The organism is Leifsonia sp. 22587, assembly GCF_052044215.1.
Taxonomy (GTDB): Bacteria; Actinomycetota; Actinomycetes; order Actinomycetales; family Microbacteriaceae; genus Leifsonia; species Leifsonia shinshuensis_C.
The window spans coordinates 373,303-399,283 of sequence record NZ_JBQENB010000002.1 but is presented as its reverse complement, the minus strand read 5'-3'; the positions used below and the strand labels follow the sequence as shown (position 1 = coordinate 399,283).

Below are 25,981 nucleotides of genomic sequence, written 5' to 3'. Positions count from 1 at the left end.
AGCAGTCACCGCATGAAGTTCACCGATGGTTTCTGGATGCTGCGCGACGGCGTCACCCCCGTCTACGCCCAGGAGGCGTACGACGTGGTCGCCGGCGACGGCACCCTGACGATCACCGCGCCCGGCAAGGTCATCGAGCGGCGTGGCGACACGCTCAACCGCCCGACCCTGACCGTCACCCTCAGCTCGCCGCTGCCCGGCGTCGTCGGCGTCCGCGTCGACCACTGGCAGGGCACGCGCCCGGAGCGGGGCTTCGACCTGCACGTCGAGGAGGGCCACGCGAAGGTGTCGGTCGACGGCGCGGCGGGCGTGCTCACCAGCGGCGGGCTGACCGCGACGGTGAAGCGCGGCGCACCGTGGTCGCTGGCCTTCTCGGCGGGCGACCGGATGCTCACGTCGAGCGGCCACAAGTCGCTCGGGTACATGACGGTGGAGGGCGAGGGCACGTTCGTGCACGAGCAGCTGTCGCTCGGCGTCGGGGAACTCGTCTACGGGCTGGGGGAGCGGTTCGGCCCGCTCGTGAAGAACGGGCAGGTGGTCGACGTCTGGAACGCCGACGGCGGCACCTCCAGCGAGCAGGCCTACAAGAACATCCCCTTCTACCTCACCAACCGCGGCTACGGCGTGCTCGTGAACCACCCGGGTCACGTCTCGTACGAGATCGGCTCGGAGGCCGTCGAGCGGGTCCAGTTCTCGGTGCCCGGCGAGAGCCTGGAGTACTACGTCGTCTACGGCCCCACGCCGAAGGAGATCCTGGAGCGGTACACCGCGCTGACGGGCCGCCCGGCATCGGTGCCCGCGTGGTCGTACGGCCTGTGGCTGTCGACCAGCTTCACCACCGACTACGACGAGGAGACGGTGACGTCGTTCATCGACGGGATGGCCGAGCGCGACCTCCCGCTGTCGGTCTTCCATTTCGACTGCTTCTGGATGCGCGAGTTCAACTGGTGCGACTTCGAGTGGGACCCGCGCACCTTCCCGGACCCGGAGGGGATGCTCGCGCGGCTGCACGACAAGGACCTCCGCGTCTGCGTGTGGCTCAACCCGTACATCGGGCAGCGATCTCCGTTGTTCGCGGAGGCGGCCGAGGCCGGGTACCTGGTGAAGCGCCCGAACGGCGACGTCTGGCAGTGGGACCTGTGGCAGGCCGGGATGGGCCTGGTCGACTTCACGAATCCGGATGCGACCCGGTGGTACCAGGACAAGCTCCGCGCGCTCGTCGCCCAGGGCGTCGACTGCTTCAAGACCGACTTCGGCGAGCGCATCCCGCTCGAGGTGGACTACTTCGACGGCTCGTCGCCCGAGCGCATGCACAACCTCTATACGCAGCTCTACAACGAGGCCGTCTTCGAGGTCCTGCAGGAGGCCCGGGGCGTCGGCGAGGCGGTGCTGTTCGCGCGGTCCGCGACGGCGGGAGGCCAGCAGCTCCCGGTCCACTGGGGCGGCGACAACACGTCCAGCTACGAGTCGATGGCCGAGACCCTCCGCGGCGGGCTGTCGCTGGCGCTGAGCGGGTTCGGCTTCTGGAGCCACGACATCGGCGGGTTCGAGGGCACCCCGGACCCGGGCGTCTTCAAGCGCTGGACCGCGTTCGGCCTGCTGTCGAGCCACTCCCGCCTGCACGGCAGCGACTCGTACCGGGTCCCGTGGGCGTTCGACGACGAGGCCGTCGAGGTCACGCGCCGGTTCACGAAGCTGAAGCTGCGGCTCATGCCGTACCTCTTCGCGGCCGGGCAGGAGGCCCACACCTCTGGCACGCCGGTGATGCGGCCGATGCAGCTCGAGTTCCCCGGCGACCCGGCCGTCGACTACCTCGACCGGCAGTACATGCTGGGGGCCGACCTTCTCGTCGCGCCCGTCTTCTCGCCGTCGGAGGTGGAGTTCTACCTCCCGTCGGGCACCTGGACGGAGTACTTCTCGGGGCTCGCGGTCTCCGGCGGCCGGTGGATGCGGCAGCGGCACGGCTTCGACAGCCTCCCGCTGTACGTGCGCCAGGGCTCGGTGCTGCCGATCAGCGCCCGCGACGACCGGCCGGACTACGACTACCGCGACGGGCTCACCCTGGTCGCCTACCCGGGCCCGGACGGGACCCGCACCGTGACGGTGACCACGCCCGCCGGGGAGGTCGCCGAGTACACAGTGACCCGCCGCGGCGGAGCGCTCACGGCGAGCGGACCCGAGGGCCACGCGTTCACGCTGCGGGATGCGGCCACCGGCCGGGAGACCGCATCGGCGGACGGCACGGCATCGCTCGGCTGAAGACGCGTCGCGGTGCCGGCCTGACGGTACAGTTACGGGGAAAATGAACGGCGCGACAGCAGGGACCAACCTCGACACGGTGCGGCGGCACAACCTCGCCACCGTGCTCGGGCTGGTGCACCGGGAGGGGCCGCTCTCGCGGTCCCGGCTCACCCAGGCCACCGGGTTGAACCGGTCGACCGTCGGCGCGCTCGTCGCCGAGCTGGCAGACCTCGGGCTGGTGCAGGAGCGCGAGCCCCAGGTCAGCAACCGTGTCGGGCGCCCGTCTCCCGTGATCGCGGCGGACGGGCGCGTCATCGCCCTCGCCGTGAACCCGGAGATCGACGCCGTGACGGTCGGCGTGGTCGGTCTCGACGCCACGGTCCACCGCCGCGTGCGGTACCCCACTGGCCGCATCCCGTCCGCCGCCGAGGCCGTCTCGATCGCGGCGGCCGTCATCGAGGGGCTGCGCCCGGACCTCGGCGCCGCCTCGCGCGTCGTCGGCATCGGCGTCGCGGTTCCCGGTCTGGTGCGCGAGGAGGACGGCGTCGTGCGCCTCGCGCCGCACCTGCGCTGGTCGGAGGAGCCGTTCGCGGCGGCGCTCGCGGACGCCACCGGCTACCCCGTGCTGGCGGCGAACGACGCCAGCCTCGGCGCGGACGCCGAACGGCTCTTCGGCGCCGGTCGCGGCGCCAGCGACCTCGTCTACCTGAACGGCGGCGCGTCGGGCATCGGCGCCGGGGTGATCGTCGGCGGCCGGCCGCTGACGGGCATCAGCGGCTACGCGGGGGAGCTCGGCCACACGCTCGTGAACTCGTCCGGCGTGCGCTGCCACTGCGGCGCGATCGGGTGCCTGGAGACCGAGGTGAGCCAGGGCGCGCTGCTGCGCGTGCTCGGGATGGACGCGGCCGACGCCGACGAGCTGGAGCGCAGCCTCCTGGCGGCCGTCACGCGCGGGGACCCGGACGTCGTGGCCGAGGTCGACAGGCAGATCGGATTCCTGGCGACGGCCCTGCGCAACGCCACGAACGTGTTCGACCCGCAGCTCATCGTCCTCGGCGGGTTTCTCGGGGCCCTGCACGCGATCGACCCCGCGCGGCTGCCGTCGCTGGTGGCCGCGCAGGCGCTGTCGGCGAGCGCGGAGCGGCTGTCCATCGTGCGCGCCGCGCTCGGCTCGGACATCCTGATGATCGGCGCGGCCGAACTCGCGTTCCGCCCCCTGCTGGCGTCGCCGGCCTCCTGAGGCGGGGCGTGCGGGGGTGCGTTCCCCGAACGAACATCCCTCGTGTCCGGAATGCGATGCGCACGTTCACATTCCCGTCTTCTTGGGGATAGAATCGACCTCATCCGATCGATCGAATCGATTCGAAATCGGCTCGACATCGGCTCCCGGCACCGCGTGATCCGCGGTGCTGTTCTCATTGCGTCCAACGGCGGGCGCGGTCCATCCACCTCTCGACTCGCCAAGGACTTCCCTCGTGACCACCGTCGTGCATCCCGGAGACTCGCTCTCCGGCCGCCAGCGCCTCGCCTACATCCTGATCCTGGGCGCCCTGACCGCACTCGGCCCCTTCACGATCGACACCTACCTCCCCGCCCTTCCGACGCTGCAGAACGACTTCGGCGTCTCGACCGCGATGATCCAGCTGACGCTGACGGCGACGACGATCGGCTTCGGCGTCGGCCAGCTGCTGGTGGGGCCGTGGTCCGACAAGATCGGCCGCCGCGTCCCGCTGATGGTCGCGACCGGCGTGCACATCATCGCCTGTCTGGCCGCCGCCATCGCGCCGAACGTGGAGCTGCTCGGCGTCGCCCGCGCGCTGCAGGGGATCGGGGCAGCGGCCGGCGGTGTGGTCGCGATGGCCATGGTGCGCGACCTGTTCGGCGGACGCCCCCTGGTGCGGATGCTCAGCCGCCTCGCTCTCGTGAACGGCCTGGCCCCGGTGCTCGCGCCGGTGCTCGGGTCGTGGCTGCTCCTCGTGATGCCGTGGCGCGGCATCTTCGTGGTGCTCGCCGTCTACGGGCTGTTCGTGGTCACCTGCGTCGCCCTGTGGATCGTCGAGACGCTGCCGAAGGCGCGCCGTCAGGACGCCGGGCACTCGACCGTCGGCCAGCGCTACAAGGCCGTGCTCAGCGACCGGGTGTTCGTCGGCATCGCGATCGTCGGCGCCGCCAACTTCACCGGGCTGTTCTCGTACCTGTCGTCGAGCTCGTTCATCTTCCAGGAGATCTACCAGTTCAACGCGCAGGAGTACGGCCTCCTCTTCGCCGTGAACTCGATCGGCATCATCATCGGCGTGCAGTCCTCAGCGCGGCTCACCAAGTACGTCGGGCCGCAGTGGATCCTGGCCTGCTCGACCGTGGTGATGCTCGCCGCGTCGGTGACGATCGTCGTGCTCGACCAGGCGCACGTCGGCCTGTGGGGCACGGTCATCCCGCTCTGGTTCTTCATCGCGGCGTGCGGGTTCGGCTTCCCCTGCGTCCAGGTGCTCGCGCTCAACGGTCACGGCCATGAGGCCGGCACCGCCGCGAGCCTTCTCGGCGCGCTCAACTTCGGCATCGCGGGCATCGTGTCGCCCATCGTGGGCATCCTCGGTGTCGGCAGCGCCGCCCCGATGGGTGCGGTGATGGCGGTCTGCGCGCTCGTCTCCATCGCGTCGCTCTGGCTCGTGGTGCGCCCCCGTACGGTTCCCGAACTGGCGCACTGACCTGACGATCGACCCCCCGCCGGGCGCGGGTACGGTGGCGGCATGAGTGCAGACGACGTCCCGGGCCCGAAGGCGGATGCGGAAGGCCACGACGTCGTCAAGGCCGCCCGGGTCGCCCGGCGCTGGCCCGTCGTCTCCGCATCCGTCGCGGTCGGGCTGGTGGTCGTGCTCGGCATCATCATCGCGCTGCGCCCGCGGCTGCCGTTCGGGATCGACACCGAGTGGATGGGCGAGATCGTCGAGCACCGCTCGCCGCTGTGGCTGGGGCCCGCGCTGTTCTTCAACTACGCCGGGGGCGGGATCGTCGGATCGGTCGTCGTCCCCGTCGTCATCTTCCTGCTGCTGCTGGCCTTCCGAAGGCCCTGGGGCGCGACCTTCTTCGCCGTCGCCAGCGTGCTCTCGGTGGTCTGCGTGCAGCTCATCAAGCACACCGTCGGGCGGGCTCGACCGACGGAGATCCTGGTGAACGCGGACACCGGCTCCTTCCCTTCGGGGCACACCGCGAATGCGGCCACGATGGTCGTCGTGCTCGGCATCCTGTTCCCCCGGGTGTGGGTCTGGTGCCTGGGCGTCGCATGGGCGCTGCTGATGGCGATGAGCCGCACCTACCTCGGAGCGCACTGGATCAGCGACACCATCGGCGGACTGCTGCTCGGGGCGGGCGTGGCCGTCATCGTCTGGACGCCGCTCGCGCACCGGCTCGCGATCGAGGCGACGAAACCGCATCCGTTCTTCCTGGCGAAGCCCCCGCAGGAGGCGGCTCGACAGGAGCAGTCGCGCCAGTAGAGTGTGCCGCATGAGCGACGCGGACGCGCTGGCGACGGCGCAGGCAGAGGCCCGGGCGGCGGCGGACGAGGCGGAGCGGCTGCAGGCCGAGGCGGCGGAGGCGGTGCGCAAGGCCCAGGAGGCGTCTGCCGCGGCCGAGGCGCGGGCGGCGGCACTCCGCGCGGCGGCGGAACAGGCGCAGGGGGCGGAACAGGCGCAGGCGGCGGAACCTGCGTCCCCGCCCACCGGCCCTCTCGACCCGGCCGAGGTGGACGCCGTCCGTGCCGGCTACGGCTTCGACGGACCCGCTCTGGAGCTCGGGGCCCTCGTCAACGGCGATCCGCGTCCGGACGTGCCCGTCCGCATCCCGCTCGCGATGACCAACCGGCACGGCCTCGTCGCCGGCGCGACCGGGACGGGCAAGACCAAGACCCTCCAGGTGATGGCCGAGCAGCTGTCGGCCGCCGGCGTCCCCGTGTTCGCGGCCGACATCAAGGGCGACCTCTCGGGCATCGCCGCGCCCGGGGAGCCGAACGACAAGCTGCTCGAGCGCACCAGGGGCATCGGCCAGGACTGGTCACCGCACGCCGCGACGACGGAGTTCTTCTCGCTCGGCGGCGTCGGCTCCGGGGTGCCCGTCCGTGCGACGGTCGCGGGCTTCGGTCCGCTGCTGCTCGCGAAGGTCCTCGGGCTCAACGCCACGCAGGAGTCCAGCCTCGGGCTCGTGTTCCATTACGCCGAGCAGGCCGGGCTGCCGCTGCTCGATCTGGCCGATCTGCGCGCGGTGCTCACCTATCTGACGAGCGACGAGGGCAAGGACGAGTTGACGGGCCTCGGCGGACTGTCGAGTGCCACGGTCGGCGTCATCCTGCGCGAGCTGATCGCCTTCGCGGACCAGGGCGCCGACGCCTTCTTCGGCGAGCCGGAGATCGACACGGCCGAGTTCCTGCGGCTGGCGCCGGATGGATCCGGGATCGTCAGCCTGCTCGAGGTGCCGGGCGTGCAGGACAAGCCCGCGCTGTTCTCCACCTTCCTGATGTGGCTGCTCGCCGATCTCTTCAACGACCTGCCCGAGGTGGGCGACCTGGACAAGCCGAAGCTGGTGTTCTTCTTCGACGAGGCGCACCTGCTGTTCCGGGATGCGTCGAAGGACTTCCTCGCATCCATCACCCAGACGGTGCGGCTGATCCGCTCGAAGGGCGTCGGGATCTTCTTCGTGACCCAGACGCCGAAGGACGTGCCATCGGACGTGCTCGCGCAGCTCGGCTCCCGCATCCAGCACCAGCTGCGCGCCTTCACCCCCGACGACGCGAAGGCTCTGAAGGCGACGGTGTCGACCTACCCGACCTCCGGCTACGACCTCGCGCAGGTGCTCACATCGCTGGGCACCGGCGAGGCGGTCGTGACGGTGATGAACGAGAAGGGCGCACCGACGCCGGTCGCGTGGACGCGGCTCCGCGCCCCGCAGGGCTCGATGTCGCCGGCGCCGCCCGACCAGGTGCAGGCCGCCATCGCCGCCTCACCGTTGCAGGCCAAGTACGGCACCGCGCTCGACCGCGACTCCGCGCGGGAGATGCTCGGCCGCAAGCTCGACGCGGCCGCGACGGCGGCGGCGCAGGCCGAGGCCGAAACTGCAGCCGCGAAGGCCGCGGCGGAGGCGCAGAAGGCTGCCGAGGCGCAGGCGAAGGCCGACGCGAAGGCGCAGGATGCTGCAGCCAAGGCCGCGCAGAAGGAGTACGAGCGCATCCTGCGCCAGACTTCCCCGCGCACGACGACGCGACGGAGCTCGTCGCGGTCGCAGCAGACCGTGCTGGAGCAGGTGCTCGGCTCGAAGGCCACCCGCGACATCCTGGGCAGCGTGGTCGAGGGGATCTTCGGCACGCGCAAGCGCCGCTAGCGCGCCTCCCGCCCGGCGTCTCCGTAGGTCGCCGCGTACGCGCCGGGCGTCGATCCGATCACGGCGGCGAACTCCCGGCCGAAGTGCGCCTGGTCCGCGTAGCCGAGCTCGGCGGCGAGCAGTGCGAGGGACGGCGCGGCGGCCGCCCGCAGCGCGGCCGCCGCCTCCTGCAGCCGGTAGCGCTGGATCAGCCACTTGGGCCCGAACCCGATGTGCCCGGCGACCAGCCGCTGGAGCCGCCGCACGCCCATCCCGAACCGTTCGGCGAGTTGCTCGACCCGCAGCAGGCTGCGGTCCTCTTCGACGGCCGAGACGATGCGGCCCACCAGCCGGGCATCCTGGTCCGGCTCCGGCAGCGGGTCCAGCCAGTTCTCGAAGGCGGCGATCGCCGCATCAGCGTCGCCGCCGGCCATCGCCTCCCGCACGGCCGCCTCCATCCCGGACGCGCCGGGCGCGGCGAGGCGGTCGAGCGGAACGACCGGCGGCAGTCCGCGCAGCGAGGCGCCGGTCCACCCGCGTGCGGTTCCCGGGTGCAGCAGCACCCCGAACGCCCAGCCCGTCCCGGTGAGCGTGCGCACGCTCAGCCCGCGCGAGGCACGGAACAGACCGGCGGATGCGGGCTCCACCACGAGGTTCGCCGTCGGGTACTCGAGCACCTCCTGCCGAAGCGATCCGCCCGGCGGGAGGGACCAGCGCGGCAGCCAGTAGTGGCGCACGAAGAGTGCGGCACGTCCGTCGGCTGCGCGTCGCTCGATCGCGACAGGACCGGCCTCGCGGCTCGGGGTCAGCAGCCCCTTGCTGCGCGGTTCGACGTCGGTGCGCGCGGTCACCCCGTCATCCTGGCACGCGGTGCGGCGCTGTGGCGCGGGCCGGATGCGCGGGCCGGTGGATGCGGAGCGTGACCGTCAGCGGGCGAAGCGCAGGCGCTCGAACCAGTAGAGCAGCCGCGGCCAGGCCCGGCGCAGCTGGTTCATCGTCATGGGCTCCTCGGGCCGCGTGACGGGCACATCGAGCTCTTCGGCGACCCGCTCCATATCGGCCTGCGACCAGAACTGGCCGCGCATCCGGATGAGGAGGCGCCCCTGTGCGGTGGCGACGAAGAGCTGGGGGAGCGCCTCCAGGGTGCTGCTCTCGTATACGTGCACGAGAATCACCGCTCCGGCCTCGCCCGGCGCAACGTGCACGGTGCGGCCGAAGAAGCCACGCTCCCGCACTCCGTCGGGCCGCAGCACGATGGTGGTGTTGAGGAACGACGCGACACCGACGACCGTGGCCCCGATGACGACGAGGTGAGCGACGAGCACGTACGGCCAGCCCGGCCCGGGGATCGTCAGCCAGTAGAGGACGGCGAAGACCGGGGTCGTGAGGGCGAGCACCGCGACGATTCCACGCAGGAACAGGTGACGGTGCGGGCGCAGCACGGTCTCGCGGGCCATCGCCGCCTCCCGGTCCACGTCGGTCTGCTCACTCACCCATCGAGCCTTGCCGATTCGCAATCGTTCCGGTAGCGGCATTTTGGGGGACACCCGTACAGGGGTGTCCCCGCTGCCGGCGGGTCATCCCGCCGCAGCGGTGACCAGTTCCCGGATGCGCTGCTCGTCCGCGTCGGTCAGGTCGAGGATCGCGAACGCGACCGGCCACATCGTCCCGTCGTCGAGCCGGGCCGGGTCGTTGAACCCGAGCGTGGAGTAGCGCGTCCCGAACTTGGAGGCAGGCTGGAAGAAGCAGAACGTCTTGCCGCCGAGCGCGTACGCCGGCTGCCCGTACCAGAGCTTGGGCCAGACGTCGGGGACGCTCTCGGTGACGATGGCGTGGATGCGCTCCGCGAGCCGGCGATCGTGCTCGGGGAGCGCCGCGACCTTCTCCAGGAGGTCGCGCGTGTCGTCCTCGCGCGTGGTCTTGCCGCGCCGGGCGCGTTTGACCTCGGTGGAGCGCTCCTTCATGGCGGCGCGCTCCTCGTCGGTGAACGCCGCGGAGCCGGTGGTGGTGTCAGTGGTGCCGCTGTTCTTCGTCATGCGTCCGAGGCTAGGCCCGGCGACCCCGGTCGCGCTTCTCCGAAACTGCTCGCCTGGGCTGTCGCACCTTGCGTCCTTCATCGATCGTCGGAGATCCGTGGCCGTTCGTCGGAGATCTCGCCCGATATCGCCCGGATCTCCCTCCCCAGAGCGTTGCGTCGGAGATTCCGACACACTTCTCCGACGATCGTCTCGGGATGCCCCCGACGCCGCGCGAGTACGGTGGACATCGCCCGACACACGTCCCGGGGAGGTTCGGAGTGCGCATCCAGAACACCGTCGCCGCCGATCGTGCAGGCGCACCGCGGCACCACGCCGGCCACCGGCCCACCCTCGTCGCGTGACCGTCCTCCCGACCGACGCCGAGCGCCGCCTCGCCCTGCGGCGGATGAAGGCCCTCGCGACGAGCCTGCTCGCCGCGGCCGCAGTGGTGTTCGCCGTCGCGTACGCGCTGCAGGACCGCTATCCCTGGCTCGGCTTCGTCCGCGCCGCCGCCGAGGGTGCGATGGTGGGCGCCCTCGCGGACTGGTTCGCGGTGACCGCGCTGTTCCGTCATCCGCTCGGGCTGCGCATCCCGCACACCGCGATCATCCCGACCCGCAAGGACGAGATCGGCGCCAGTCTCGGCGAGTTCGTGGAGACCAACTTCCTCTCCGACGAGGTGGTCGCCGGCAAGCTCGCGACCATCGACCTCGCCGGGGCGGCGGCCGACTGGCTCTCGGAGCCGCAGAACTCGCGCCGTGTGGTCAGGGAGACGTTCCGCGGCGTGACCGGGCTCGCCGACCTGCTCGACGACGACCGGATGCGGGAGGCGATCGAGGCGGTCGTCCGCACGCACCTCGTGGCGCCCCTCTGGGGACCGCCGCTCGGCCGGCTCGGCGAACGGGTGCTCAGCTCGGGCGGTCACCAGGAGGCCGTCGACCTGCTGCTCGACCGTTTGGACGAGTGGCTCGCGGCCAACCCCGACGTGTTCGGCCCGGTGGTGTCGCGGCGCCTCCCGTCGTGGATGCCGTCGTTCGTGGACCGCGTCATCGACGAGCGCCTGCACTCGGAGGCGCGGCGCTTCGTCCGGGAGATGCGGGACGACCCCGACCACCGCCTCCGCCGTTCGCTCGACGAGTACCTCGCCCAGTTCGCCGACCGGCTGCAGCACGACGACGCGACCATCGAACGGCTGGAGGCGGCGAAGGGACGCGCGTTCGACGACCCGCGGATCCGCGAGCTGGCCGCGTCCGCCTGGACGGCCGCTCGCACCGCGGCGATGGATGCGCTCGCCGACGAGGAGGGCGAGCTGGGCCGCCGCGCCGAGGCGTTCGTGGCCGACGTGGCCCGCCGCGTCCTGGCCGACGACGAGCTCCGCGCATCCCTCAACGCGCGCCTGACCGGAGCGGCGATGCACCTCGTCACGAGCTACCGCAGCGACATCTCCCACGTCATCACCGAGACGGTGCAGGCGTGGGACCCGGCCGAGACCACCGAGAAGATCGAGACCCAGGTGGGCCGCGACCTCCAGTTCATCCGCATCAACGGAACGGTGGTCGGCGCGCTGGCCGGCCTCGCGATCTACACCGTCGCGACGGGCATCTCGGCGCTGTTGTGATCCGTCGATGCGAAGCCTTCGAGCCTGTAGCGGGCGGCCCCGCCGACCGATACTCGAACTGGCGATGAATCGACCAGAGGGCACAGAAGAATAAGGGGCGGAAGTGAGGACCTCATGACGCGGATCTCGGCGGATCGGAGGCGCTTCGGCGTCGGCGTGATCGGCGGCCCGACGGCGGTGATCGACGTCCACGGGCTGCGGATCGTCGTGGACCCGACCTTCGACCCACCCGGCGACTACGGCTATCTGCAGAAGACGGCCGGCCCGGCGATCGCCGCCGAAGCGCTCGGCGGCATCGATGTGGTCCTGGTCAGTCACGCGCAGCATCCTGACAACCTGGACGCCGGTGGTCGCCGAGTCGCCCTCGCGTCGCCGCTGGTGCTCACCACTCCGAGCAGCGCGTCGGAGCTGGGAGCACCGGCGCGAGGCCTGGTCGCCTGGGAGCGCTTCTCCCACCCGGCGGGCGTGCGGATCACGGCGACACCGGCTCTTCATGGCCCGGCGGACGAGGTGACCCCCGAGGGTTACGTCAACTGCGAGGTGAGCGGATTCGTCATCGAGGCCCCCGATGCGCCATCGGTGTACGTCGGCGGCGACAATGCTTCGCTCAGGGCGGTCGCGGAGGTCGCCCGGAGGTTCCCCGGCATCGACGTCGCCCTGCTGAACGCGGGAGCGGCTCATGTGCCCGCGAAGTACGACGATCGGCCCCTGACGTTCACGGCAGAACGCGCGGCCGCCGCCGCGGAGGTCCTCGACGCACGCCATGTGGTGGTCGCACATCAGGACGGGTGGGCGCACTTCGCGGACGGGCCCGCCGAAACGGAACGGGCCTTCGAGCGGGCCGGTATCCGCGCGGCGCTCTTCGCGGCTCCCCTGGGCTCGTGGAGCGTCACCGAAGAAGCGCTTCGCGCATTCGTCGCGCGTCCCTGATATTGGCGGAGAATGGGGGATTCGAACCCCCGAGGGCTTGCACCCAACACGCTTTCCAAGCGTGCGCCATAGGCCACTAGGCGAATTCTCCTGGCGCTGCCTTCCGCTCTCGCGGCCGGCGGCTCACAGTATCTTACTTGATCCGCGGACGCCCCGACGCACACGCCGTCCAGCGCGACCCGCTACACTGGTTCCCGGCTCCCCACGTGGCGCCATCCAGGCCAACTCCCCCAGGGCGGAAACGCAGCAAGGGTAACCGGGCTCTGGCGGGTGCGTGGGGGGTCTTTTTTTGTCAGCCCGCCGTCACCGGCTCCGCGTATATTGACCCCAGCAGTGCCGGGTCTTCTACGCCCTGTAGAATGACCCGTGTCTTCCGTGGAGCGATGGAGGGACGGGTGCAGCAGGTGACCGAGGAGCTGACCGAACTGGCGACGGAGGCCTTCGTCGTGGGCTTTCCGCTGGTGTTCGACCTCGAGCAGGTCGTCCGCTTCACCGAGGAGGGCATCGGCAGCATCCCCGCGACGCCGTACAACATGTTCGGGCACGCCCGCCGGCTGGCCGGGCCCGATGACGCGTTCGTCTCCGTCAACAACGACACCGTCTACTCCATCGCCCAGATCGACCTGAGCGTCGGGCCGCTCCGACTCAGCGTCCCCGCCGCCGGCGACCGCTACCACGTGCTGCAGTTCGTGGATGCGTGGACCAACAACTTCGCCTACATCGGCACCCGCGCGACCGGCGGAGCGGGCGGCGAGTACCTGCTCCTGCCGCCCGAGGGTGAGGGCGACCCGGACGCCGGAGCCGAGGCGGGCATCCCCGCCATCCGCTTCCCCACGCGCGTCGCGACGATCGTCGGCCGCTGGGCGGTGGACGGCGACGACGACCTCCCCGCCGTGCACGCTCTTCAGGATGCGCTGACGCTGAGCCAGGTGCGCGAGAGCCTCGCTTCGGCGCAGGGCGTCCCGGTGGTCGCCACCGGCCAGGGGGAGGCGCTCGACTTCTTCGAGAAGCTGCGGGTCTGGTCGCAGGCGTTCCCGCCGGCGGAGCGGGACCGTCCCGCGCTCGACTCGTACGCGCCGCTCGGGCTGGTGAGCCCCTACCCGATCGCCGAGCAGCCGGAGGGCGTGCGCGATGCGCTGGCCGCGGGCTACGCGCTCGGCAAGGAGGCCCTGGAGTCGTCCCTGAGCACGGCGATCGCGCTGGTCGACCACTGGCAGGCGAACCTGCACATGTTCGACTACAACCTCGACTTCTTCGAGCTGGGGACGCTCGACGGGCCCGAGTGGACGCTGCCCGAACCGCGGACGCGGTATGCGCACCGCGCGGCCGCCGCGCTCGGCGGACTCTGGGGCAACCACGCCTACGAGGCCGCCTATCTGATGACGTACGAGGACCAGGACGGCGAGCCGCTCTCCGGCGAGCACGCCTACCGGCTGCGGCTCCACCCGCTTCCGCCGGTGGGGGCGTTCTGGTCGATCACCATGTACGACGTCCCCAACTTCTACCTCGTCCGCAACCCGATCGAGCGTTACTCGATCGGCGACCGGACCCGCGGGCTCGTGTACGACGACGACGGAGGACTGACCATCACGATGAGCGCCACCCGACCCACCGACGAGAGGGCGGCGGCCAACTGGCTGCCGACGCCCGCCGGAGCCTTCCGGCCCGTGCTGCGGCTCTACGCCCCGGGCGACGAGGTGATGGACGGGCGCTGGGCCGCTCCCGCCATCGAGCGGATCGGCTGACGTGGCGCGCTCGATCTACATCACCTCCGCGGAGGGTCACACGGGCAAGTCGACGGTCGCGCTGGGCGTGCTCGAGGCGCTCCGGCACTCGGTGGGCCGCGTCGGGGTGTTCCGCCCGATCGCCCGGTCGACCGAGGAGCGCGACTACGTGCTCGAGCTGCTTCTGCAGCGCACGACGGTCGACCTCACCTACGACGAGGCCGTCGGCGTCGGCTACGACGACGTCCATGCCGACGCGGATGCGGCGCTGGCGGAGATCGTGCAGCGGTTCCGGGCGGTGGAGGCGCGGTGCGACACGGTGGTCATCCTCGGTTCCGACTACACCGACGTCGGCAGCCCCACGGAGCTCGCCTACAACGCGCGGATCTCCGCCAACCTGGGCGCGCCCGTCCTGCTCGTGCTCGGGGGACGGATCGGCCAGGGCTTCGGGGAGCGCCTGGGGCAGGCCGACCCGCGCTCGCCGGAGGAGCTCCGCCAGCTCGCCGAGCTCGCCGTCGCCGAGCTGCGTGCAGAGCACGCGGGCCTCCTCGCGGTGGTGGCGAACCGGGCGGATGTGTCCCGGCTCGACGAGATCGTCGCCGCGGTCGGCTCGGCCGTCGGGGCCGCGGCCGTCGCAGCCGGCAGCAGCGACCGTCCGCCGGTGTGGGCGATCCCGGAGGATCCGTTCCTGGTCGCGCCGAGCATCCGCTCGATCATGGAGCAGACCGACGGCACCCTGATCGCGGGCGAGAAGGCGCTGCTGGCCCGTGAGGCGCTCGGCGTCGTGGTCGCGGGAATGTCGATGAACAACGTCCTGCCCCGGCTGGTCGACGGAGCCGTGGTCGTCGTCCCCGGCGACCGCACGGAGGTGCTGCTCGCCGTGCTCATGGCGAACGCGTCCGGCACGTTCCCGTCCATCGCGGGCATCGTGCTGAACGGCGGCTTCGAGCTCCCCGAGCCGATCGAGCGCCTGCTCGCCGGCCTGCGCTCGCCGCTGCCGATCGTGCGCACCCGGCTCGACACGTACGACACCGTCGTGCGGATCACCCACGCGCGCGGACGGCTCGCCGCCGACTCGCAGCGCAAGTACGACACCGCGCTCGCCCTGTTCGAACGGCACGTGGATGCGGACGCGCTGCTCGCGCGTCTGAACGTCTCGCGGCACGACGTCGTCACCCCGCTCATGTTCGAGTACGACCTGATCGAGCGGGCGCGCGCCGCCAAGAAGCACATCGTGCTCCCGGAGGGGGAGGACGACCGCATCCTGCGCGCCGCTCACACCCTGCTGTCGCGCGGTGTCGCGCGGCTGACCATCCTGGGGGAGCCGTTCGAGGTGCGGTCGCGGGCGATCGAGCTGGGGCTCGACCTCTCCGGCGCCGAGGTGCTGAGCCCGTTCGACGACGTGCTGCGGCTGCGGTTCGCGGAGGAGTACGCGCGGCTGCGGTCGCACAAGGGCATCACCGTCGACCAGGCCGCGGACACGGTCACCGACGCGTCCTACTTCGGCACGATGATGGTGCACCTGGGGCTGGCCGACGGGATGGTGTCGGGCGCCGCGCACACGACCGCGCACACCATCCGCCCGGCATTCGAGATCATCAAGACGACCCCCGGCGTCTCGGTCGTGTCCAGCGTCTTCCTGATGGCGCTCGCCGACCGGGTGCTCGTCTACGGCGACTGCGCCGTCATCCCGGACCCGACGTCCGAGCAGCTCGCCGACATCGCGATCTCCTCGGCCATGACCGCGCAGCAGTTCGGCATCGACCCGCGGGTCGCGATGCTGTCGTACTCGACCGGCGACTCGGGAGCGGGGGCGGATGTGGAGAAGGTGCGGACCGCGACGGAGCTCGTGCGCGAGCGGGCGCCGGAGCTCGCTGTGGCCGGGCCCATCCAGTACGACGCCGCGGCGGATGCGGCGGTCGGCGCGGCCAAGATGCCCGGGTCGGAGGTGGCCGGCCGGGCGACCGTCTTCATCTTCCCGGACCTCAACACCGGCAACAACACGTACAAGGCGGTGCAGCGGAGCGCGGGCGCGGTGGCGATCGGGCCGGTGCTGCAGGGCCTCCGCAAGCCGATCAACGACCTCTCCCGGGGTGCGACGGTCGACGACATCGTGAACACGGTGGCCATCACAGCGATCCAGGCGGCCCTCTCGTGAGCGCCGTCCTGGTCGTCAACAGCGGCTCGTCGTCGTTCAAGTACCAGCTGATCGACAGCGAGAGCGAGGAGTCGCTGGCCTCCGGCCTGGTGGAGCGGATCGGTGAGCAGAACGGTCGGACGACCCACCGCGGGCCGAACGGCACGACGGAACGCACCCTCGAGATCCCCGACCACACGGCCGGCTTCCGCGCCATGCTGGACGCCTTCGCCGCCGAGGGGCCGAGCCTCGACGAGAACCCGCTGGATGCGGTGGGCCACCGGGTGGTGCACGGCGGCAAGCGCTTCTTCGAGCCGACCATCGTGACCCCGCTGGTCGAGATCAACATCGAGGACCTCTCCGACTTGGCGCCGCTGCACAACCCGGCCAATCTGCAGGGCATCCGCGCCGCGAAGAAGGCGTTCCCGGACGTGCCGCACGTGGCCGTCTTCGACACCGCCTTCCACCAGACCCTCGCGCCCGAGGCCTACATTTACGCGATCGACGCGGGTCTCGCGGAGCGGCACCGGGTGCGGCGCTACGGGTTCCACGGCACCTCGCACAAGTACGTCTCGGAGACCGCCGCGGCGTTCCTCGGCCGTCCGCTCTCCGACCTGCGCCAGATCGTGCTGCACCTGGGCAACGGGGCGTCCGCCTGCGCGATCGACGGTGGCCGCTCGGTGGAGACGTCGATGGGCATGACGCCTCTCGAGGGACTGGTGATGGGGACGCGGTCCGGCGACCTCGACCCCGCCGTCCTCGTGCATCTTGCGCGCCGCGCCCAGCTGTCGACAGACGACCTGGACGAGCTCCTCAACCGCCGCAGCGGCCTGCTCGGCCTCTCCGGCCGCGGGGACATGCGCGACGTCCGGCAGGCCGCAGGCCGGGGGGACGAGCAGGCACGCCTCGCTCTGGACGTGACCGTGCACCGGCTCAAGCACTACATCGGCGCGTACACCGCGCTGCTCGGCGGTCTCGACGTGCTGACGTTCACCGCCGGCGTCGGCGAGAACGACGCGGCGCTGCGCGCGGAGGTGCTCACCGGGCTCGACGTGCTCGGCATCCGGCTGGATGCGGAACGCAACGCGAGCGCCTCACGGGAGGCGCGCGTCATCTCGGCCGACGACTCCCGGGTCACCGTGCTGGTGGTGCCCACCGACGAGGAGCTGGAGATCTCCCGGCAGTCGCTGCAGGCCGTCCGGGAGTCGACCGGGAGCTGACGGGAGCGTGCCATGCGGCGACGACGCGGCGAGGGCGGGATGCAGCGGGCGCTGCACCGGTTCCATCGCGCCCGCCGCGCCTCCCTCCGCGCGATGCTGGCGGCGCTCGTCGCGCTCCCGCTGCTGGTCGTCTCCGCGCTCACGGGATGCACGGCTCCGGTGAGCGGTGCCGGCGCCCACTTCGTCACCCCACCGCTCGTGCGGTACAGCGCGGTCCTCTGGCCGGTGCCGCTCCAGCTGGTCGGTGCGGAGCCCGGAGCCCGGCTGCGCCTGACCGCACGGCTGGTGACCAGACACGGCACCTGGACGTCGGCGGCAACCTACACCGTCCCGCCGACCGGGACGCTCGACCTCGCTCGCGCGAAGCCGCAGTTCGCGCCCTTCACCGAGCCGGACTCCGCCGGGCTGTTCTGGTCGTTGCGGGGGCCGCGCATCCCCGCCGACGACGCCGCCCGGCAGTGGATGCTCGACACCCTCCACCTCACGCTCACCGCCTCCGACGGCGAACGCGTCGTGGCCTCCCGCCGCTTCGAGCTCCAGGGGCTGGCCGCCGCCCAGTCGGTGCGGACGCTCTACACGCGCGACCTCCGCCCGCTGATCGATCCCCGCCTTCCGCACCAGACGCACGAGGACGTGGCCCTCGGCACCTTCTTCAGCGCGGCGACGCTGGAGCATCCGAAGACCCCGGCCGTGCTCATGTTCGACGACGCGACTCCGGGGGCGTCCGCCGAGTACGCGGCGCCGCTGATGGCGCAGTTCGGCGCGTCGGTGCTCCGCATCCCGGTGACGCCCGCCAGCGACGGCATCCGCTCGACGGGCATCATCTCGGCCGCGACCGTGCAGGCCGTCTTCGACTGGATGGCGCAGCGTCCCGACATCCAGCGAAACCGCGTGTTCGTCTACGGCACCGGGGCGGGCGAGCAGCTGGCGGTCTGGGCCGCGACCCGGTTCCCGTCGCGCGTGCACGGCGTGTTCGTGGCGGCGGGCACCCCCGCGCTGCTCTGCCTTCCCGGCACTCGCGTGCCGCCGGCGTTCGAGGGCTCGGCCGGGCTGCCGTGCCTGGACGACGCCCGCACCGTCGTCCCGTCGACCGTCCCTCCGCTCGACGGCGTGGAGGGCCCGGTCGTGATGGCGTGCGGGGAGAGCGACACCGTCCTCCCGAGCGCCTGCGACTGGCAGCGGGTGCTCGCCGCGACCCGCCTCGCGCGGCCCGGAGACGCGGTGGTCTACGCGGGCGGCGCCGGGCATGCCGTCTCCGTCCCTCCGGGGCTGCCGATCAGCCTGCCCGCGGCCGGCGGCCAGCCGACCGAGAAGGGCCGCATCGCGTTCTGGAACGCGGTCGGCCGCGCGCTGCTCCAGGCGGACCTCGGATGACCGCCCGCGGCGTCGCCCGCCTGGTCCGCACCGTCGCCGTGGCGGTCGCGGCGGCGCTCCTGGTGTCGGCGTGCAGCGCGGGCGCCACCCGCGGCGGGGCGCGGTTCGTCTTCAGCCGCAGCGGGGACGCGGTCACCGCGCCGGTCGCCATCCAGCTCGCCGGCCTCGAGCCCGGGCATCCGGTCGTCGTGACAGCCAGCGCCCGCACGGTCACGGGCTGGTACTCGTCGCAGGCCGTCTACGCCGTCCCGCCGGACGGACGGGTGCGCCTGTGGTCGCAGGAGCCGCTCGCCGCGCCGTTCCCGCAGGCCGACGGGACCGGGCTGCTCTGGAGCCTGACCGGTCCGTCCATGAGCCAGCAGCAGCTGGAGCAGCAGTGGGTGTACCGCGGCATGGAGGTGCGGTTCACGGCGGAGCAGGACGGCCGTCCGGTCGCGTCGGCGCCCCTGCACCGGGCCGCGCTCGCCGCGGGGACCATCGACCGGGACGTGCTCGGAAGCGACCTCATCGGCTCGGGCGACCCCGACGCCTCCGCCATCACTCCAACCGCCCGCGTCGGCGCCCTGGTCGAGCCGGTGCCGACACCGGTGGATCTGCGCCCGGGCGTCATCGTGATCGACGGCGACGACGGGGGAGCGGCAGGCCCGTTCGCGGCGCGGACGATCGCCTCGGCGGGCTTCCCGGTGGTCGTGCTCCCGGCATTCGTGCCGGCCGGGCAGATCCCCGGCTCCGCCGCCCTGTCCGTGGAGACCTTCGACGCGGTCCTGAGCTGGTTCTCGACCCTGCCGACCGTCGACGAGGACCGCATCTTCGTCTACGGCACGGGCCGTGCGTCGTCGCTTGCCCTCTGGTTCGCGGCGAACGACCCCTCCCGCATCCACGGCGCCTTCGCCGCGAGCGGCGCGACCGCGCTGCAGTGCACCTCCGCGGCGGGCAGCCCGCTGCTGATCGAGCACGGTCGTGCGCTGCCGTGCGCCAACCCGGAGCGGACCATCGCGGGGACGGACATCCTGCCGCTGCAGCGCATCCCCGGTCCGTTGGTGCTCGCCTGCGGGACGGCGGACCGCCTGCTGCCGACGGCGTGCGATTGGGCGCGCGCGGGCGAGTCGGTCCGCGGCAGCGTGGACGGCGACGCCTTCCTCTACGCGGACGGCGCCGGGCACGACGTGGCCACGCCGCCGCTGCTGCCCATCGGGCTGAGCGACCAGTCTCCGGGCGTGGCCCTGGCGACGGAGCGGGCCCGCGTGGCGTTCTGGACGCTGATCGTGGGCAAGCTGGCGGGGGCGATCCGCCCATGAGGCGGGCAGCGGCTGTGCTCGCGGCGCTGGCGATGGTGCTCGGCGCCCTGGTGGGATGCGGTCAGACGCCCACCGCCGTCGGTCCCCGGTTCCAGATCAGCGAGGAGCCCAGCGGGGTCTGGGAGCCCATCCACGTGCGCGTCGTCGCACTCCCGCCCGGGGCGCGGGTGACGGTCCGCGCGGCGGCGCAGGTGGGCGCCGACTGGACGTCGCAGGCGACGTACCTCGTCCCCGCCTCGGGGATCGTCGACCTCGACACCGAGGCGCCGATCGAGGCGCCGTTCACCGGACCGGACGGGATGGGCCTGTTCTGGTCGCTCGGCACCGCCTCCGGGGCATCGGCGACCTCGTCGCAGCAGTGGGGCGGCGCCAGCGTGTCCATCGACCTCGACGCCCTCGTCGACGGCCGGCGTGTGGCGGCGCGCCGCATCCACCGCGTCGGCCTCACCTCCGTCGCGCCGTCGCGCGCCGTCTTCGACGACGGGATCACGGGCGACTTCTTCGAGCCGCGCCGGTCGTCGCCGGCTCCGCGGCCCGCGGTGCTGGTGCTCGACGGCACCGACCCGGGCGCCCCGACCGGCGTGCTCGCCGCATCCATCCTGGCCGCGATGGGCTACCCGGCGCTCGCCTTCTCGACCTACGGTTCGGCGGGGGAGTTGAACGTCGTCCGCACGCTGCCCGCCGAGCGCGTGGTGGCGGCCCTCAACTGGCTGCGGTCGCAGCCGGGCGTCGACGGGCGGCGCGTGACGGTCTTCGGCACGTCCCGCGGGGCGCAGCTGGCGCTGTGGACCGCCGTCGCGCATCCCGAACTCGTCTACGGCGCGATCGCCCCCGCCGGGACCACCGGCCTGGTCTGCCCGTCGCCCGTGCCGGGACCGGCGGTCACGGTCGGCGGCGCCTGGGTGCCGTGCGTGAGCGGCACGCGGGACCCGACGGCGGCCTCGGTGCTCGATCTCACGCGCATCCGCGGACCGGTCGTGCTCGGCTGCGCCGGGCAGGACGAGCAGCTCGACGACGCGTGCGAGTGGATGGACGCGGCGGCCGAGGTGCGGCCGCCGCACGGGGGCGACGCCTACGTGCGCGCCCCGGATGCGACCCACCTGTTCTACGTGCCGCCGTACACCCCGCTGTACTTGCCTCCGCCCCCCGCGGCGCAGGCGACGGAGGACGCCCGGGTGACGCTGTGGTCGGCCATCGCGCGGGCCCTGGACGTGCGCGGTCCCTGAGCGTCCGCTCCCACCCGAATGTCGGCGGCGCCAAGTAGCATGTGTGAGTGGTAACCGCCCTGTATCGCCGCTATCGGCCCGACACCTTCGCCGAGATGATCGGCCAGTCCCAGGTGACGGAGCCGCTGATGACCGCGCTGCGCACCAACCGGGTCAACCACGCCTATCTTTTCTCGGGTCCGCGCGGCTGCGGCAAGACGACGTCCGCCCGCATCCTGGCGCGCTGCCTCAACTGCGCCGAGGGACCGACCGACACCCCCTGCGGGAAGTGCGCGAGCTGCATTGAGCTCAGCCGCGACGGCGGGGGCTCGCTCGACGTCGTCGAGATCGACGCGGCCAGCCACAACGGCGTCGACGACGCGCGCGACATCCGCGAGCGGGCGATCTTCGCCCCGGCCCGCGACCGCTACAAGATCTTCATCCTCGACGAGGCGCACATGGTCACGCCGCAGGGCTTCAACGCTCTGCTCAAGATCGTGGAGGAGCCGCCGGAGCACGTGAAGTTCATCTTCGCGACCACCGAGCCCGAGAAGGTGATCGGCACCATCCGGTCGCGCACCCACCACTACCCGTTCCGGCTGGTGCCCCCCGCGCAGATGCTCGAGTACGTGCAGAGCCTGTGCGACAGCGAGGGCATGACGGTCGCGCCCGGCGTCCTCCCGCTCGTCGTCCGCGCGGGCGGCGGCTCGCCCCGTGACACCCTGTCGCTGCTCGACCAGCTGATGGCCGGCTCCGAGGGCAGCGCGATCGAGTACGAGCGTGCGGTCGCCCTCCTCGGCTATACCCACGCCGCCCTGCTCGACGAGGTCATCGACGCGATCGCGGCACGGGATGCAGCGGGCGCGTTCGCGGCGGTCGACCGCGTCATCCAGACCGGACAGGACCCGCGGCGCTTCGTCGAAGACCTGCTCGAGCGGCTGCGCGACCTCATCGTCGTGGCGGCGACCAGCGTCGAAGGGGCCGCGGCGGTGCTGCGCGGGGTCCCGCAGGACGAGCTCGACCGGATGGGCGTGCAGGCCATGAAGTTCGGCGCCGCCGAGCTGAGCCGTTCGGCCGACATCGTCAACGCCGCCCTCACGGAGATGACCGGCGCCACGTCGCCGCGCCTCCACCTCGAACTCATGATCGCCCGCGTGCTCGTCCCGTCGAGCGACGAGAGCGAGCGCGGCGCGCTGGCCCGCGTCGAGCGGCTGGAGCGCCGTGTCGGCGTCAGCGACGCGGTCGGCGCAGAACGTGCGGCGGGCGTGGAGCGTGCGGAGCGGGCAGCTGCGCCCGCCGAGCGCGCGGTCCCTGCGCGGGCGCCGGAGCGTCCGGCCGCCGCACGGCCGGCAGCGGCCGCTCCGTCTGCTCCGTCTGCTGCGCCTGTTCCGCCTGCTCCCGCAGAGCCTGCCGCCGCGGCCGAGCGTGCGAGCGCGCCTGCCGTCGCGCCGGCTGCCGATGCGCCTTCGCCCGCTGCAACCGCGCCGAACGCCGGTCCCGCAGAGGGTGCGGGGTCCGACACGTCGCGCGATTCCGAGCCGGCAGCGACCGCCGACGTCGTCCGCGCCGCGGAGGCCGCACGCGCGGCCGCCGTGCCGGTCGGGCCGGTGACCACGCAGCAGGTCAAGGACTCGTGGCCGCAGATCCTCGACGCCGTCCAGAAGGCCAAGCGCAGCGCGTGGATGGTCGTCTTCACCGCTCAGGTGCGCTCGCTCAACGACGACGTGCTCACGCTGTCGTTCCCGAGCGACAACGACGTGCAGAGCTTCCGGCAGCCCGACGCGGGCGGAGCGCCCGGTGTCAGCGAGTACCTGCGCCAGGCGATCGTCGAGGTGCTCGGCATCCGCGTCAAGTTCATCGCGCGCGCCGACTCGGCTCCGGGATCCGGCGGTTCGCCGCGTCCCTCCGCCGGTGCGCCCTCCGCTCCGACCGCCGAGACCTGGCCGGGCGCCGACGCAGCGGCGCCGGCCGCCGCGCCGTCGTCGGCTGCGCCTGCGCCGTCCGGAGCTCCCGCCGCCGCACCCGCGCCGGCGGGAGCCGCTCGTGCCTCGTCCGGCTCCGCCCCGTCGCGTGGTGCGGATCGCGCGGCCGCGGCACCTGCGGCCGCGGCGCCTGCGGCCGCGGCGCCTGCGGCCGCGGCTCCTTCGGTCGCGACTCCGGCTTCCGCCGCCGGGTCGGCCCCGGTCGAGGCCTCCGTCGTCACCGAGTGGGCGACGGTCGCCATCCCGTCGTCAGCCGCCGACGAGGCGCAGACGGCCATCTCGACCACCGCGGCCGTCGTGACGCTCGAGCGCCCCGCGCCGGCCGCCGCGCCCGCAGCCGCCGCCCCCGCTCCGGCCGTGACGACGACGCCGACGCCTGCCGTCGCGCCCACCCGTGCGCCGTCCGCCGACGAGCCGCCTTTCGACGACGTCCCGCCGCCGGAGACCGAGCCGCCGTTCGAACCGCCGGTGCCGGAGGAGCCCGCCGGCGACTGGGCCGCCGCCCCGTCGCCCGGCGCGACGCCGTCCGCCGGCCCGGCTGCGGCGCCCACCGCGCCGTCAGCCTCGTCGCCCTCGGCTGCTGCGTCGCCGTCCTCCGCGGACCGCTCCGCCGCCGGCGCCCGCGGCGCGCGTCCGGCCTCGGCCCCCGCCGCAGGATCGCGCACCCCGACCTTCCAGCAGCCGCAGCGCTACGGCGAGGCGGTGGTGCGCGAGATCCTCGGCGCCACCTTCATCGAGGAGCAGCCCGCGCCTCCGACCCCGGGGATGAGGTAACCGGTGTACGAAGGCATCGTCCAGGAGCTGATCGACGAGCTCGGGCGGCTGCCGGGCATCGGCCCGAAGTCCGCCCAGCGCATCGCGTTCCACATCCTGCAGACCGAGACGTTCGACGTCACCCGGTTGGCGGAGGTGCTGCTCGAGGTGCGCGACAAGGTCCGCTTCTGCGAGATCTGCGGCAACGTGTCCGAGCAGGAGACCTGCTCGATCTGCCGCGACCCGCGCCGCACGCCGACGCTGATCTGCGTCGTGGAGGAGGCGAAGGACGTCGTCGCGATCGAGCGCACCCGTGAGTTCCGCGGGCTGTACCACGTGCTCGGCGGAGCGATCAGCCCGATCGACGGCGTCGGACCGGACGACCTCCGCATCCGCCAGCTCATGCAGCGCCTGGCCGACGGCACGGTTCAGGAGGTCATCATCGCGACCGACCCCAATCTCGAGGGCGAGGCGACCGCCACCTACCTCAGCCGCCTGCTCACGACGCTCGAGATCCGGGTCACCCGCCTGGCCTCCGGCCTCCCCGTCGGAGGCGACCTGGAGTACGCCGACGAGGTCACCCTGGGCCGCGCCTTCGAGGGCCGCCGCCAAGTCTCCTGACCCCGCCCACCACCCGCTTCCGCGATTTGGCACAAATCTCGGTTATCGGGCGGCCTTTCCCACGATTTGGCACAAATCTTCGTCGGCTCCGCGCCGTGAGCGGGGCATCATCGTCCACAGGAGGCGGGCTGTCCACAGGCGCTGTCACATAAGGGAACCGACATATCGCGGCCGGTAGGATGGGAAACCCGTGAGTTCAGGAGTGTCTGTGGCCCTCATCGTCCAGAAGTTCGGCGGATCGTCCGTCGCGACCGCTGAGAGCATCAAGCGCGTCGCGAAGCGCATCGTCGAGACGCGCAAGGCGGGCAACGAGGTCGTCGTGGCGGTCTCGGCCATGGGCGACACCACCGACGAGCTCATCGATCTGGCGCACGAGGTCACCCCGATCCCCGAGCCGCGGGAGCTGGACATGCTCCTCACCGCGGGCGAGCGCATCTCGATGGCGCTCCTCGCGATGGCCATCAAGAGCATGGGATACGACGCCCGGTCGTTCACCGGCAGCCAGGCCGGCATGATCACCGACGCCCAGCACGGTGCCGCGCGCATCGTCGACGTCACGCCCGGCCGCATCCAGGATGCGCTGAGCGAGGGCGCCATCGCGATCGTCGCCGGCTTCCAGGGATTCAGCCGCGAATCCCGCGACATCACGACCCTCGGCCGGGGCGGCTCGGACACGACCGCGGTCGCTCTCGCCGCCGCGCTCCAGGCGGAGGTGTGCGAGATCTACACCGACGTCGACGGGATCTTCACCTCCGACCCGCGGCAGGTGCCGCTGGCCCGCAAGATCGACCGCATCACCAGCGAGGAGATGCTCGAGCTCGCCGCCGCGGGCGCCAAGGTGCTGCACATCCGCGCCGTGGAGTATGCGCGCCGCCACAACGTGACGCTGCACGTGCGCTCGTCGTTCTCGAACAAGGAGGGCACCTACGTCCTCAACGAAGCAGCGGCGGCCGAAGCCGCCCAGAAGGATGGAACCGTGGAAGAGCCCATCATCTCCGGCGTCGCCACCGACCTGAGCGAGGCCAAGATCACCGTCGTCGGCGTTCCGGACGTGCCGGGCAAGGCCGCGCAGATCTTCAAGATCGTCGCGAAGGCCAACGCCAACGTCGACATGATCGTGCAGAACGTGTCCGCCGCGGCGACCAGCCTCACCGACATCTCCTTCACGCTGCCGAAGTCGGAGGGCCAGCGCGTGCTCACCGCCCTCACAGCGGAGCGCGACGAGGTCGGCTACCAGTCGCTCCAGTACGACGACCAGATCGGCAAGCTGGCCCTGGTCGGCGCCGGGATGCGCACCAACTCCGGTGTCTCGGCGAAGCTGTTCGAGGCCCTGTACGACGCCGGCATCAACATCGAGATGATCTCCACCAGCGAGATCCGCATCTCGGTCGTGACGCGCGCCGACACGGTCGCCGAGGCGGCTCGCGTCGTGCACACCGCCTTCGGCCTCGACGGCGACGAGAAGGCCATCGTCTACGCCGGCACCGGTCGCTGACCCGAAGACGACCACCGCA

Annotated in this window: 19 protein-coding genes, 1 tRNA gene and 1 other RNA gene; 17 read left to right on the top strand and 4 right to left on the bottom strand. The window is 72.3% G+C overall.

The genetic code is table 11. The features are described 5' to 3' along the window. Positions 1 to 12: 12 nt before the first annotated feature. From yicI to ACTJI1_RS09820, 5 genes are all read left to right on the top strand, one after another. Positions 13 to 2,259 (top strand): alpha-xylosidase, encoded by a 2,247-nt coding sequence (gene yicI / locus ACTJI1_RS09840; protein ID WP_440742481.1) that lies wholly within the window; start codon positions 13 to 15, stop codon positions 2,257 to 2,259. 43 nt (positions 2,260 to 2,302) lie between these two features. Beyond that, positions 2,303 to 3,481, top strand: coding sequence for an ROK family transcriptional regulator (locus tag ACTJI1_RS09835; RefSeq protein ID WP_440742480.1), 1,179 nt, complete (start codon positions 2,303 to 2,305; stop codon positions 3,479 to 3,481). A 235-nt stretch (positions 3,482 to 3,716) separates the two neighbouring features. Further along, positions 3,717 to 4,946: a multidrug effflux MFS transporter gene (locus ACTJI1_RS09830; RefSeq protein ID WP_310134356.1), complete on the top strand. Its 1,230-nt coding sequence runs from the start codon at positions 3,717 to 3,719 to the stop codon at positions 4,944 to 4,946. A gap of 42 nt (positions 4,947 to 4,988) precedes the next feature. Then, positions 4,989 to 5,732: a phosphatase PAP2 family protein gene (locus ACTJI1_RS09825; RefSeq protein ID WP_440742479.1), complete on the top strand. Its 744-nt coding sequence runs from the start codon at positions 4,989 to 4,991 to the stop codon at positions 5,730 to 5,732. A 10-nt stretch (positions 5,733 to 5,742) separates the two neighbouring features. After that, on the top strand, positions 5,743 to 7,608 hold the full coding sequence (locus tag ACTJI1_RS09820; RefSeq protein WP_440742478.1) for a helicase HerA-like domain-containing protein: 1,866 nt from the start codon (positions 5,743 to 5,745) through the stop codon (positions 7,606 to 7,608). On the opposite strand, the gene ACTJI1_RS09815 is transcribed toward ACTJI1_RS09820, so the two are convergent. From ACTJI1_RS09815 to ACTJI1_RS09805, 3 genes are all read right to left on the bottom strand, one after another. Beyond that, entirely contained in the window at positions 7,605 to 8,438 is an 834-nt protein-coding gene (locus ACTJI1_RS09815) for a helix-turn-helix domain-containing protein (protein WP_440742477.1), read from the bottom strand. The two genes, ACTJI1_RS09820 and ACTJI1_RS09815, sit on opposite strands and share 4 nt — an antisense overlap. A 75-nt stretch (positions 8,439 to 8,513) precedes the next feature. After that, complete coding sequence (locus ACTJI1_RS09810) at positions 8,514 to 9,080, bottom strand: hypothetical protein (RefSeq protein ID WP_440742476.1); 567 nt, start codon at positions 9,078 to 9,080, stop codon at positions 8,514 to 8,516. A gap of 84 nt (positions 9,081 to 9,164) precedes the next feature. Further along, on the bottom strand, positions 9,165 to 9,623 hold the full coding sequence (locus ACTJI1_RS09805) for an iron chaperone (RefSeq protein ID WP_440742475.1): 459 nt from the start codon (positions 9,621 to 9,623) through the stop codon (positions 9,165 to 9,167). A gap of 388 nt (positions 9,624 to 10,011) precedes the next feature. Here ACTJI1_RS09805 and ACTJI1_RS09800 point away from each other — a divergent pair, with 388 nt between their 5' ends. Beyond that, the gene (locus ACTJI1_RS09800) at positions 10,012 to 11,223 is read left to right on the top strand and encodes a DUF445 domain-containing protein (RefSeq protein WP_396427126.1); all 1,212 of its coding nucleotides are present in this window, start codon (positions 10,012 to 10,014) and stop codon (positions 11,221 to 11,223) included. Positions 11,224 to 11,337: 114 nt separating this feature from the next. Next, positions 11,338 to 12,153, top strand: a complete 816-nt coding sequence (locus tag ACTJI1_RS09795) for an MBL fold metallo-hydrolase (RefSeq protein ID WP_440742474.1) — start codon at positions 11,338 to 11,340, stop codon at positions 12,151 to 12,153. 3 nt (positions 12,154 to 12,156) lie between these two features. Here ACTJI1_RS09795 and ACTJI1_RS09790 read toward each other — a convergent pair. Then, positions 12,157 to 12,244: transfer RNA gene (locus ACTJI1_RS09790), tRNA-Ser, on the bottom strand. A gap of 102 nt (positions 12,245 to 12,346) precedes the next feature. Here ACTJI1_RS09790 and ffs point away from each other — a divergent pair. The 10 genes from ffs (at position 12,347) to ACTJI1_RS09740 (ending at position 25,962) form a co-directional block, all read left to right on the top strand. Continuing rightward, positions 12,347 to 12,443: signal recognition particle sRNA small type (ffs, locus tag ACTJI1_RS09785), an RNA gene on the top strand. 69 nt (positions 12,444 to 12,512) lie between these two features. Further along, positions 12,513 to 13,898, top strand: coding sequence for a DUF1254 domain-containing protein (locus tag ACTJI1_RS09780; RefSeq protein WP_440742473.1), 1,386 nt, complete (start codon positions 12,513 to 12,515; stop codon positions 13,896 to 13,898). A 1-nt stretch (position 13,899) separates the two neighbouring features. Further along, positions 13,900 to 16,035 carry a phosphate acetyltransferase gene (gene pta, locus ACTJI1_RS09775; RefSeq protein ID WP_440742472.1) on the top strand — a complete coding sequence of 712 codons (2,136 nt, stop codon included), beginning with the start codon at positions 13,900 to 13,902 and terminating at the stop codon, positions 16,033 to 16,035. Beyond that, positions 16,032 to 17,234 carry an acetate/propionate family kinase gene (locus ACTJI1_RS09770; RefSeq protein WP_440742471.1) on the top strand — a complete coding sequence of 401 codons (1,203 nt, stop codon included), beginning with the start codon at positions 16,032 to 16,034 and terminating at the stop codon, positions 17,232 to 17,234. Before pta ends, ACTJI1_RS09770 begins: the two co-directional genes overlap by 4 nt. Positions 17,235 to 17,246: 12 nt before the next feature. Beyond that, the gene (locus ACTJI1_RS09765; RefSeq protein ID WP_440742470.1) at positions 17,247 to 18,608 is read left to right on the top strand and encodes an acyl-CoA thioesterase/BAAT N-terminal domain-containing protein; all 1,362 of its coding nucleotides are present in this window, start codon (positions 17,247 to 17,249) and stop codon (positions 18,606 to 18,608) included. After that, entirely contained in the window at positions 18,605 to 19,906 is a 1,302-nt protein-coding gene (locus tag ACTJI1_RS09760) for an acyl-CoA thioesterase/BAAT N-terminal domain-containing protein (RefSeq protein ID WP_440742469.1), read from the top strand. Before ACTJI1_RS09765 ends, ACTJI1_RS09760 begins: the two co-directional genes overlap by 4 nt. Further along, complete coding sequence (locus ACTJI1_RS09755; protein ID WP_440742468.1) at positions 19,903 to 21,132, top strand: acyl-CoA thioesterase/BAAT N-terminal domain-containing protein; 1,230 nt, start codon at positions 19,903 to 19,905, stop codon at positions 21,130 to 21,132. The genes ACTJI1_RS09760 and ACTJI1_RS09755 overlap by 4 nt, the downstream gene beginning before the upstream one ends. 47 nt (positions 21,133 to 21,179) lie before the next feature. Further along, positions 21,180 to 23,867 carry a DNA polymerase III subunit gamma and tau gene (locus ACTJI1_RS09750; protein ID WP_440742467.1) on the top strand — a complete coding sequence of 896 codons (2,688 nt, stop codon included), beginning with the start codon at positions 21,180 to 21,182 and terminating at the stop codon, positions 23,865 to 23,867. A 3-nt stretch (positions 23,868 to 23,870) separates the two neighbouring features. Further along, positions 23,871 to 24,467: a recombination mediator RecR gene (gene recR, locus ACTJI1_RS09745; protein ID WP_310134393.1), complete on the top strand. Its 597-nt coding sequence runs from the start codon at positions 23,871 to 23,873 to the stop codon at positions 24,465 to 24,467. A 208-nt stretch (positions 24,468 to 24,675) separates the two neighbouring features. Continuing rightward, the gene (locus tag ACTJI1_RS09740) at positions 24,676 to 25,962 is read left to right on the top strand and encodes an aspartate kinase (RefSeq protein ID WP_310135079.1); all 1,287 of its coding nucleotides are present in this window, start codon (positions 24,676 to 24,678) and stop codon (positions 25,960 to 25,962) included. Positions 25,963 to 25,981: the final 19 nt, after the last annotated feature.